The organism is Citrobacter sp. wls718 (assembly GCF_005280945.1).
Lineage (GTDB): Bacteria > Pseudomonadota > Gammaproteobacteria > Enterobacterales > Enterobacteriaceae > Citrobacter > Citrobacter gillenii.
In genome coordinates, this window is the sequence record NZ_SZWV01000079.1 from 146,885 (window position 1) to 157,176 (window position 10,292).

At 55.0% G+C, this 10,292-nt stretch carries 11 protein-coding genes; 8 read left to right on the forward strand and 3 right to left on the reverse strand.

The window, feature by feature from the left end; translation table 11 throughout:
* Positions 1 to 60: 60 nt before the first annotated feature.
* Genes FDW95_RS16245 through mdcH form a run of 3 tightly spaced genes read left to right on the forward strand, consistent with a single transcriptional unit; the run spans position 61 to position 2,538 of the window.
* Positions 61 to 1,020 (forward strand): AEC family transporter, encoded by a 960-nt coding sequence (locus tag FDW95_RS16245; protein WP_115257328.1) that lies wholly within the window; start codon positions 61 to 63, stop codon positions 1,018 to 1,020.
* Positions 1,021 to 1,023: 3 nt separating this feature from the next.
* Positions 1,024 to 1,641 carry a malonate decarboxylase holo-ACP synthase gene (locus tag FDW95_RS16250; protein WP_115257329.1) on the forward strand — a complete coding sequence of 206 codons (618 nt, stop codon included), beginning with the start codon at positions 1,024 to 1,026 and terminating at the stop codon, positions 1,639 to 1,641.
* Positions 1,642 to 2,538 carry a malonate decarboxylase subunit epsilon gene (gene mdcH, locus FDW95_RS16255; RefSeq protein ID WP_115257330.1) on the forward strand — a complete coding sequence of 299 codons (897 nt, stop codon included), beginning with the start codon at positions 1,642 to 1,644 and terminating at the stop codon, positions 2,536 to 2,538. It begins immediately after the preceding gene.
* A gap of 82 nt (positions 2,539 to 2,620) precedes the next feature.
* On the opposite strand, the gene FDW95_RS16260 is transcribed toward mdcH, so the two are convergent.
* Both FDW95_RS16260 and FDW95_RS16265 read right to left on the reverse strand, forming a co-directional pair.
* Positions 2,621 to 3,553: a LysR family transcriptional regulator gene (locus FDW95_RS16260; protein ID WP_115257331.1), complete on the reverse strand. Its 933-nt coding sequence runs from the start codon at positions 3,551 to 3,553 to the stop codon at positions 2,621 to 2,623.
* A 16-nt stretch (positions 3,554 to 3,569) separates the two neighbouring features.
* Positions 3,570 to 5,474: an ABC transporter ATP-binding protein gene (locus FDW95_RS16265; protein ID WP_115257332.1), complete on the reverse strand. Its 1,905-nt coding sequence runs from the start codon at positions 5,472 to 5,474 to the stop codon at positions 3,570 to 3,572.
* Positions 5,475 to 5,605: 131 nt separating this feature from the next.
* Between FDW95_RS16265 and kefG the strand changes: the two genes are divergently transcribed.
* The 4 genes from kefG (at position 5,606) to slyD (ending at position 8,884) form a co-directional block, all read left to right on the forward strand.
* Positions 5,606 to 6,157, forward strand: coding sequence for a glutathione-regulated potassium-efflux system ancillary protein KefG (gene kefG, locus FDW95_RS16270; RefSeq protein ID WP_135912833.1), 552 nt, complete (start codon positions 5,606 to 5,608; stop codon positions 6,155 to 6,157).
* Positions 6,157 to 7,962, forward strand: coding sequence for a glutathione-regulated potassium-efflux system protein KefB (gene kefB / locus FDW95_RS16275; RefSeq protein WP_115257334.1), 1,806 nt, complete (start codon positions 6,157 to 6,159; stop codon positions 7,960 to 7,962). The genes kefG and kefB overlap by 1 nt, the downstream gene beginning before the upstream one ends.
* A gap of 9 nt (positions 7,963 to 7,971) precedes the next feature.
* Entirely contained in the window at positions 7,972 to 8,172 is a 201-nt protein-coding gene (locus FDW95_RS16280) for a YheV family putative zinc ribbon protein (protein WP_005121675.1), read from the forward strand.
* A 94-nt stretch (positions 8,173 to 8,266) separates the two neighbouring features.
* Positions 8,267 to 8,884: a peptidylprolyl isomerase gene (gene slyD / locus FDW95_RS16285; protein WP_115257335.1), complete on the forward strand. Its 618-nt coding sequence runs from the start codon at positions 8,267 to 8,269 to the stop codon at positions 8,882 to 8,884.
* Positions 8,885 to 8,997: 113 nt separating this feature from the next.
* Here the strand turns inward: slyD and FDW95_RS16290 are convergent, their stop codons facing one another.
* Positions 8,998 to 9,216 (reverse strand): protein SlyX, encoded by a 219-nt coding sequence (locus tag FDW95_RS16290; protein WP_003023639.1) that lies wholly within the window; start codon positions 9,214 to 9,216, stop codon positions 8,998 to 9,000.
* Positions 9,217 to 9,447: 231 nt separating this feature from the next.
* Here FDW95_RS16290 and fkpA point away from each other — a divergent pair, with 231 nt between their 5' ends.
* Positions 9,448 to 10,266: an FKBP-type peptidyl-prolyl cis-trans isomerase gene (fkpA, locus tag FDW95_RS16295; RefSeq protein WP_115257336.1), complete on the forward strand. Its 819-nt coding sequence runs from the start codon at positions 9,448 to 9,450 to the stop codon at positions 10,264 to 10,266.
* Positions 10,267 to 10,292 lie beyond the last annotated feature (26 nt).

Genomic DNA, 10,292 nt, shown 5'->3' on the forward strand with positions numbered 1-10,292 from the left:
CTGCATCTGAAAAATAATAATCATCGCGACAGTGCTAACTTTTTAAATTACAGGTGAAATATGACTTACGTAATTGTTCATGCTCTTGCTCCGATTTTCGTCATCATGCTACTAGGATTCTGGGCCGGGAAGGCCAAAATGGTGGACAACAAAAACGTCTCCCTGCTCAATATCTTCGTGATGGACTTTGCATTACCCGCTGCGCTGTTTAGCGCGACGGTACAAACCCCATGGGCCGGTATTGTTGCGCAGTCGCCGCTGATTGTGGTGCTGACGTTGGCAATGTGGATTACCTATGCTGTCATCTACTTTATGGCGACCAAAGTCTTCAAAAAATCTCCGCAGGATGCCGCCGTGCTGACGTTGACCGTCGCGCTGCCAAACTACGCGGCGCTTGGCTTGCCGATTCTTGGTAGCGTCCTCGGTGAAGCGTCATCAACGTCGCTTTCGGTTGCCGTGTCTATTGCCTGCGGTTCCGTGCTGATGACGCCGTTCTGCCTGCTGATTCTGGAGCGTGAAAAAGCGCTGGCAGCAGGTGGAAATACCGGCTCCACACTGTCAATGCTGCCGGTATTGATGTGGCGCTCTATCAAGAAACCTATCGTGATGGGCCCGCTGTTGGGGGTTATTCTCTCGGCGATCGGCATCAAAATGCCGGAACTGGTACTGGCGGCCATTAAACCGCTGGGCCTGTCTGCAACCGCCGCCGCGCTGTTCCTGACCGGGGTTATCTTGTCTGCCCGTAAACTGCAGATCAATACCGTGGTCATTACGTCGACTATTACCAAGCTGCTGATTCAGCCTGCAATTGCCTGGGGCATCGTGCTTATCTTCGGTCTGCATGGCTCCGTAGCCATTACCGCTATTCTGATGATTGCGCTGTCTGCCGGTTTCTTCGGTGTGGTGTTCGGTAACCGCTTTGGCGTGCAGTCGCCGGATGCAGAAGCCGTGCTGCTGTTGAGCTCAGTCCTGTGTATCCTGTCGCTGCCGCTGTTTATCTCGCTGACTTCAGGAATGTAAATCATGACCTCAACATTACGCCCACACGATCTTATCTGGCTGAATGCGCGTGACGCGCTGGAAGAGACCACGGAATCCTGGGTGGATGACGTTTGGCATACCGGCCTGCCGGTGGTTGTGCGGCGTGATGTTGACGAGGCGGGGCGTATCCCCGTCGGTGTGCGCGGCATGAAGCGCTGTCAGCGGGCGGCGGGTTGGGTTAACCCTGATGCCGTCACCCGCGTCTGTACCCCGGAGTCGCTGGTTGACCCGCAGGCGCTGCTGCGTTCACCGTTTATCTCTCAGCCACCGGTTCAGGTGGCTTTGTTGCTGTCACAGCAAGCGTGGCCGTGGATATGGGGTATTACCGGTAGCACCGGTTATGCGCTGGCGACCGGAATCCCGGTGATTCATGCCAGTAGCGATTTGGATTTGCTGATCCGTGCCCCGCAGGCGCTATCACGCGAGGTGCTGGAAAAATGGCAGCAACAGCTCACGGACGGCCTGTGCCGCGCGGACACTCAGGTAGAAACGCCGTATGGCGCGTTTGCCCTAAACGAATGGCTGCGCGACGGCAGGGCACTGTTAAAAACATCGCAGGGGCCGCGGTTGGTGAGCGACCCGTGGAGCAGGGAGGAGTAAATGAAAATTCTGTTCACCTTTCCGGGACAGGGAACCCAGCATCCAGAGATGCTGCATAACCTGCCGGGAACGGAATTGGCGCTGGCACGTGAAGTGCTGGGTGCAGAAGCGGATACGCTGGATTCCCCTGACGCATTGCAACACACCCGAGCGGTACAGTTAGCGCTGTTGATTGCCGGGGTTGCCTGGGCGCGCGAGCTGGAACGCCGCGGCGTTTCACCAGACATTGTGAGCGGGCTGTCGATTGGTGCATATCCGGCAGCGGTGGTGGCCGGGGCGCTCAACTTTACCGACGCACTTAAACTGGTGGCGTTGCGCGGTGATTTGATGGAGCAGGCCTATCCACATGGCTACGGCCTGACGGCGATCATGGGGCTGACGTTATCGCAGGTGGAATCGCTGGTGGCGGGTAGCGGAACGTATATCGCCAACCTCAATGCCGAAACGCAGATTGTGATTGCCGGGACTGATGAGGCAATGGCTGGAGTGGCAAAACGGGCGTTGGAGAAAGGGGCGAGCAAAGCACATCGTCTGGCGGTTAGCGTACCGTCACACTGCGAACTCCTGGCAGAACCTGCGCAAAAATTGGCAGAGGCGTTTAGCCTGGTGACACTTTCTCGTCCTCGCTACGCTTATCTCAGCGGCAGCACTGGACGCGTGCTGTGGCAGCCGGAGCGCATTGCTGACGATTTGGCGATGAATATGGCGCGCACCGTGCGCTGGCAGGAGGCGGTGGTCTCCGCCAATGAGCGTGAAGCCCGGCTGGCGATTGAAATGCCACCCGGCGGTGTGTTGACCTGCCTAACGCGTCAGGCGGCGTGGGAAGGAGAGTCAATTTCGCTCGAACGCAGCGGCGTGGATGTTGCTGTACATTTGGCGAAACGGCTGCGTGCATAGTGGTATTGCCTGATGGTGCTGCGCTTATCGGGCCTACAAAATCGGTAGGCCGGATAAAACGCGTTAGCGTTTTATCCGGCAATCAGGCTCCGCTCTTCAAACTCCGCGCATACATCCGCCCTTCGGCAGCTAACGCCAGCAAACTCGGGTCGCGCTCGCGGTTGCGGGCAAAGACAATCGCGATAAGCTGCTGCATTTGATAGGGCTCGGACAGCTTTTGCAGCTTCACGGTATTCTCATACATCTTCTTCATTCGCCCTGGCATCAAACAGAATCCAACCCCTGCCTGCACCAGACTGAGCATCGAGAAAATATCGTTCACGCGAGTGACGATTGAAGGCTCAAACCCGGCGACATGAAACGCTTCCTGGAAGCCCGCATAGGTGGCAAAGCCTTCCGCCAACGAGACGAACTTCTCATTGCGATAATTGCGAAGATCCGCTGTTTTGCTGGGATCCAGCGCTGCCGTGATCGGTGCAGCAAGGTAGATGTCATCGTGGAACAGCGGCAACACTTCCAGACTGTTACGGTCGATCTCGCTTTCAGAGATCGAGATCAGAATCGCATCCAGGGTACCGCTCTCCAGCATATTCAGCAGGGCTTCGTTTGATCCCATCGTCAGATCCATTTCCAGATCCGGACGACGTAGCTTCATACCCATAATCAGGCGTGGCACCGTTTCCAGCGTTAACGAGTAGAGCGTGCCGACACGCAGACGGCCCTGACCGACGCCCGCCGTTATGCGCGTCTCTTCCAGCCCACGTTCCATCAGCTGGGTCACTTCCTGACAGTACTCCAGCAGCGTCCACGCCGCCGGTTGCGCAATCAGGTTACGCCCTTTGTGTACAAACAGCGGACAACGAACGTTCTCTTCCAGCGTATGCAGCGCCCGATGCACGCTCACGCCGCTGATATCCAGCGCCTCGGCGGTACGGGCGATGTTGCCCTTCTCCATAAAGGTCATGAAGATGGTCAGTTTACGGAAGGTAATATCATCGGTGATTGATAAGTTCATCGTCCGCCTTTCGTGGTTAGTCGTTCTGCAGCATCTGCTCAAGTTGCTCTTGCGCGTCCAGCCAGGCCATTTCACACTCTTCCAGCCCTGATTTAGCGCTGGCTTGCTGTTGTAAACATGCGGTCAGTTCGGCCTTGCGGCTTTGGTCGTACAGCTCGCTGTCACCGAGTTTTTCTTCCGCTTGTGCCAGCTGTGCCTGCAGCTTCTCCATCTCTTTTTCAAGACGGGTAATCTCTTTACGCAGCGGCTGGGTCAGGGTGCGCAGTTCGGCTTCACGGCGCTTCTGGTCTTTACGCGCCTGGGCGCTGTTGACGCTCTCTTTTGCCGGTTCATCGCTCTGACTTTCCTGCTTTTGTACGTCGCTCAGCCACTGTTGATAATCTTCCAGATCACCGTCGAACGGCTCAACTTTTTTATCATGAACCAGATAGAGATCGTCGGTGGTGGAGCGAATCAGGTGACGGTCGTGCGACACCACCACCAGTGCGCCTTCAAAATCGATCAACGCTTCGGTCAGTGCCTGGCGCATGTCGAGATCAAGGTGGTTAGTCGGTTCATCGAGCAGCAGCAGGTTCGGACGCTGCCAAACGATAAGCGCCAGTACCAGTCGTGCCTTTTCACCCCCCGAGAAGCGAGCGGTCTGTTCGGTGACTTTATCGCCCTGGAAGCCGAAGCCGCCGAGGTAATCACGCAGCTTCTGTTCTAACTCCTGTGGCGCCATGCGGGCCAGATGCTGAATGGGCGATTCATCCGCGCGTAAAAACTCCAGCTGATGCTGGGCGAAGTAACCGAGCTTAATACCTTTCGCCAGACCGATTTCACCGCTAATAGGTGCCAGTTCTCCTGCCAACAGTTTAATCAGTGTGGATTTACCCGCGCCGTTACGGCCTAACAGGCCGATGCGTGACCCTGGCACCAGGTTCAGCTTGATGGAGTCGAGAATAATGTTCTCGCCATAACCTGCGCTGACCTTCTCCATTTTCAGCAGTGGGTTAGGCAGGCTTTCGGGTATGCGGAAGCTGAAGTGGAACGGGTTATCAACATGGGCTGGGGCAATCAGCTCCATGCGTTCCAGCATCTTGATACGGCTCTGCGCCTGTTTGGCTTTGGTGGCCTGCGCCCGGAAGCGGTCGATATAGCTTTGCAGATGCGCCACGCGCTCTTGCTGGCTTTCGTACATCGCCTGTTGCTGCGCGAGGCGAGTGGAACGCTGCACTTCAAACGCGCTGTAGTTCCCGGTGTACTCGAACAGGGTTTGCTGTTCGATATGAATTATCTTATCCACCACCGGATCGAGGAAGTCACGGTCGTGGGAGATCAGGATCAGCGTACCCTGATAGCTTTTCAGCCATCTTTCCAGCCAGATTACGGCGTCGAGATCGAGGTGGTTGGTCGGTTCATCAAGCAGCAGCAAGTCAGAACGGCAAATCAGCGCCTGAGCCAGGTTAAGACGCATACGCCAGCCACCGGAGAAATCGCTGACCGGGCGTTCAAGTTGTTCGTTAGAAAAACCGAGGCCGTGCAGCAGGCTGGCGGCACGCGAGCGCACGGTCCAGGCGTCGATGGCGTCCAGTTTGCCGTGCACGGTGGCAATCGCATGCCCGTCGTTACGTTCGTTGGCCTCGTTCAACTGTGCTTCCAGTTGACGATACTCGCGGTCGCCGTCAATGACGTATTCCAGCGCAGGCTGAGCAAGCGCGGGCGTTTCCTGATTTACCCAGGCGAGCTGCCAGTTACCTGGGTATGTAAACCCGCCAGCGTCGGCGCTGATTTCATTTTTCAGCAATGCCAGCAGGGTAGATTTACCGCAGCCATTCTTACCCACCAGGCCCACTTTCTGACCTGGATTAATGGTGGCCGTGGCATTTTCCAGCAGGACGCGCACGCCGCGACGAATTTGTAACGAGGAGAAAACAATCATAAGGCGCCGTATGTTCAGACTATGTTAATTTATCATTATGATAATGTAATGTGTGGGCGGTTTGCCGCACCGAGGCGCAATGGTAGCCCAAAACGCCGAAAATAGACAAAGACATAACCGGGAGGGGGATGATGTTCCAGCCAGCGAAAGTTTTGCTGCTGTATGCCCATCCGGAATCTCAGGACTCGGTCGCGAACCGGGTGCTGCTTAAACCGGCCATGCAGCTCAGTAACGTTACCGTGCACGATCTTTATGCGCACTATCCTGATTTTTTTATCGACATCCCGCATGAGCAGGCGCTGCTGCGTGACCATGATGTGATTGTTTTTCAGCATCCGCTGTATACCTATAGCTGTCCAGCGCTGCTCAAAGAGTGGTTTGACCGTGTGCTGAGTCGTGGGTTTGCCAGTGGGCTGGGAGGAAATCAGCTGGCGGGAAAGTACTGGCGGAGCGTCATCACCACCGGTGAACCCGAAAGCGCGTACCGTTATGACGCGCTGAACCGCTATCCAATGAGCGATGTGCTGCGCCCCTTTGAGCTGACAGCCGGTATGTGTCGAATGCACTGGATGAGCCCCATCATCGTTTACTGGGCCAGACGGCAAACGAAGCAGGAACTGGACAGCCATGCCAAAGCGTATGGTGAATGGCTGGCAAATCCAATCCCTGCGGGAGGCCGCTGATGGAAGGTTCTGATTTATTGACTGCGGGAGTGCTGTTCCTCTTCGCGGCGGTAGCGGCGGTGCCGCTGGCGTCAAAACTGGGTATCGGCCCGGTGTTAGGGTATTTGCTGGCAGGGATGGCGGTTGGGCCGTGGGGATTAGGATTCATCAGCGATGTGGATGAAATTCTCCATTTCGCCGAGCTGGGTGTGGTCTTTCTGATGTTCATTATTGGGCTGGAGCTTAACCCGGCCAAACTGTGGCAACTGCGGCGCTCTATTTTTGGCGTCGGAGCCGCGCAGGTGATGCTCAGCGCGGTGATTTTGGCCGGGCTGCTGATGCTGACCCACTTCTCCTGGCAAGCAGCCGTGGTGGGAGGGATTGGTCTGGCGATGTCGTCCACTGCGATGGCGCTCCAGTTGATGCGGGAAAAGGGGATGAACCGCAGCGAATCCGGACAGCTGGGCTTTTCGGTACTGCTGTTTCAGGATCTGGCGGTGATCCCGGCATTGGCGCTGGTGCCGTTATTGGCGGGCTCTGCCGATGAGCATTTTGACTGGATCAAAGTGGGCATGAAGGTGCTGGCTTTTGCTGGCATGTTGATTGGTGGACGCTATTTGCTGCGCCCCGTTTTCCGCTTTATTGCGGATTCCGGCGTGCGGGAAGTGTTTACTGCCGCCACGCTGTTGTTGGTGCTCGGTTCTGCTTTATTCATGGACGCGCTGGGGCTGTCGATGGCGCTGGGGACGTTTATCGCCGGCGTGTTGCTGGCAGAAAGCGAATACCGACACGAGCTGGAAACGGCTATCGATCCCTTCAAGGGGCTGCTGTTGGGGCTGTTCTTTATTTCTGTGGGGATGTCGCTCAATCTTGGCGTGCTGTATACCCATATCCTGTGGGTGGCGGTAAGCGTTGTTGTGCTGGTGGTGGTTAAAGCGCTGGTACTGTATGTGCTGGCGCGCCTGAATGGCATGAGAAGTTCGGAACGGATGCAGTTTGCCGGGGTATTAAGCCAGGGGGGCGAGTTCGCGTTCGTACTGTTTTCAACCGCGTCCTCGCAACGACTGTTTCAGGGCGATCAAATGGCGCTGCTGCTGGTGGCCGTCACGCTATCGATGATGACCACGCCGCTATTGATGAAGCTGATTGATAAATGGCTCTCCCGCCAGATTAACGGCCCGGATGAAGAAGATGAAAAACCCTGGGTGGAAGACGATAAGCCGCAGGTGATTGTGGTGGGATTTGGCCGCTTTGGTCAGGTAATTGGGCGTTTGCTGATGGCGAACAAAATGCGTATTACCGTGCTGGAGCGGGATATCAGCGCGGTGAACCTGATGCGTAAATACGGTTATAAGGTGTATTACGGCGATGCCACGCAGGTGGAACTGTTACGTTCTGCCGGTGCAGAAGCGGCACAATCGATCGTCATTACCTGTAACGAACCCGAAGATACGATGAAGTTAGTGGAATTGTGCCAACAGCATTTTCCACATTTGCATATTCTTGCGCGCGCGCGCGGACGAGTAGAGGCGCATGAGTTAATACAGGCTGGTGTGACACAGTTTTCCCGCGAAACCTTCTCCAGCGCACTGGAGTTGGGGCGAAAAACGCTGGTGTCATTGGGGATGCACCCGCATCAGGCGCAGCGTGCCCAGCTGCATTTTCGTCGGCTGGACATGAGCATGTTGCGGGAGCTGATCCCTATCCACACAGATACGGTACAAATCTCTCGAGCCCGAGAAGCCAGGCGCGAACTGGAAGAGATTTTCCAGCGTGAAATGCAGCGAGAGCGACGTCAGCCGGACGGCTGGGATGAATTTGAGTAGAGGATAACCATGGCAATTCGTAAACGTTTTATTGCAGGTGCAAAATGCCCATCCTGCCAGGCGCAGGATTCACTGGCGATGTGGCGCGAAAATAATATCGATATTGTTGAGTGTGTTAAGTGTGGCCACCAGATGCGGGAAGCGGATAAAGAAGCCCGCGAGCACGTTCGCAAAGAAGAGCAAGTGATAGGGATTTTTCATCCGGACTAGCGATATGCCGCAGCTTTTTTTAAGCTAGAGGGTACACAGGTGCAGAATTCCGCTACAATCTGCGCAACTATTCTTTCCATGCTCAGGAGATATCATGAAAGTAGCAAAGGACCTGGTGGTCAGCCTGGCCTATCAGGTACGTACAGAAGACGGTGTGTTGGTTGATGAGTCTCCGGTGAGTGCACCGCTGGACTACCTGCATGGTCACGGTTCCCTGATTTCTGGCCTGGAAACAGCGCTGGACGGTCACGAAGTTGGCGATAAATTCGATGTTGCTGTTGGCGCAAACGACGCTTACGGTCAGTATGATGAAAACCTGGTGCAGCGCGTGCCGAAAGACGTCTTCATGGGCGTTGACGAACTGCAGGTTGGCATGCGTTTCCTGGCGGAAACCGACCAGGGTCCAGTACCGGTAGAAATTACCGAAGTGGAAGATGACCACGTCGTGGTTGACGGTAACCACATGCTGGCTGGCCAGAATCTGAAATTCAACGTAGAAGTTATCGCTATCCGTGAAGCAACCGAAGAAGAACTGGCTCACGGCCACGTTCACGGTGCAAACGGCCATGACCACGATCACGAACATGGTCACGATGGTTGCTGCGGCGGTCACGGCCATGACCACGATCATGGTCATGAACACGGCGGCGAAGGCTGCTGCGGTGGCGGCGGTAAAGGCAAAGGTAACGGCGGCGGCTGCGGTTGCCACTAATCGGTATGATTGCCTGATGGCGCTACGCTTATCAGGCCTACCGTAGGACGGATAAGACGTTTACGTCGTCATCCGGCACAAAAAAAGCGGGGAAACCCCGCTTTTTTTACGTCTTAATAATGCGGTGGTGGCGTCTCTTCAGACTGCGACGCAATATGGGATGGCTGCGTTGCTTTAAGCTTCTCCGTCAATAGACGCAGATGATCGCGCAGTTTAGCCATTTCCAGTTCGTGAGCGGTGACCGTCACGTTGAGTTCTTCAATGGTGATTTCCTGAAATGCCAGGCGACTTTCCAGCTCAGCCAGGCGGGTTTCCATCGTTGTATCCTGCATGATTCACCTCTTCTGTTATTTCCGGCAGATCGCGGACTGCGGCGAATTTTACTCAACTTTGTCTGTTTGCACAGCACTCATTCCTTCGCAACGAAACTAATTTAAACAAAAAGAGTCTGAAAAGTGGTGATAATAGGGCGTGCCCGTATGTTGATTTGTTCTGCAACGCTTTATAGTACATTTTTGTGTTAGTTAACCCTGGGGTGAGATGCCCCGGCCCTGGAGAGATGGATGAAATCACTGTTTAAAGTAACGCTGCTGGCGACCACGATGGCCGTAGCTCTACATGCCCCGATCACCTTCGCCGCCGATGCTGCGAAACCAGCCGCTACTGCTGACAGCAAAGCCGCATTCAAAAATGACGACCAAAAATCTGCTTACGCGCTGGGCGCGTCTCTGGGTCGTTACATGGAAAATTCCCTGAAAGAACAGGAAAAACTGGGCATCAAACTGGATAAAGACCAGCTGATCGCTGGTGTTCAGGACGCGTTTGCTGATAAGAGCAAGCTGTCCGACCAGGAAATCGAGCAAACCCTGCAGGCGTTCGAAGCGCGCGTGAAGTCTTCCGCTCAGGCGAAAATGGAAAAAGACGCGGCTGATAACGAAGCCAAAGGTAAAGTGTACCGCGAGAAGTTTGCTAAAGAGAAAGGCGTTAAAACCTCTTCTACTGGCTTGGTCTACAAAGTAGAGAAAGCAGGTACTGGTGAAGCACCGAAAGACAGCGATACCGTTGTAGTGAACTACAAAGGCACACTGATCGATGGTAAAGAGTTTGATAACTCTTACACGCGTGGTGAGCCGCTCTCTTTCCGTCTTGACGGTGTTATCCCAGGCTGGACCGAAGGTCTGAAAAACATCAAGAAAGGCGGTAAAATCCAGCTGGTTATTCCACCGGATCTGGCATATGGCAAAACCGGCGTTCCGGGTATCCCGGCAAACTCCACGTTGGTGTTTGATGTTGAGCTGCTGGACATCAAACCGGCCCCGAAAGCCGACGCTAAACCAGATGCTGCCCCGGCTGAAAAAGCTGCAGACAGCAGCAAAAAATAAGTTACCTAAAACCGCCGCCCACAGGG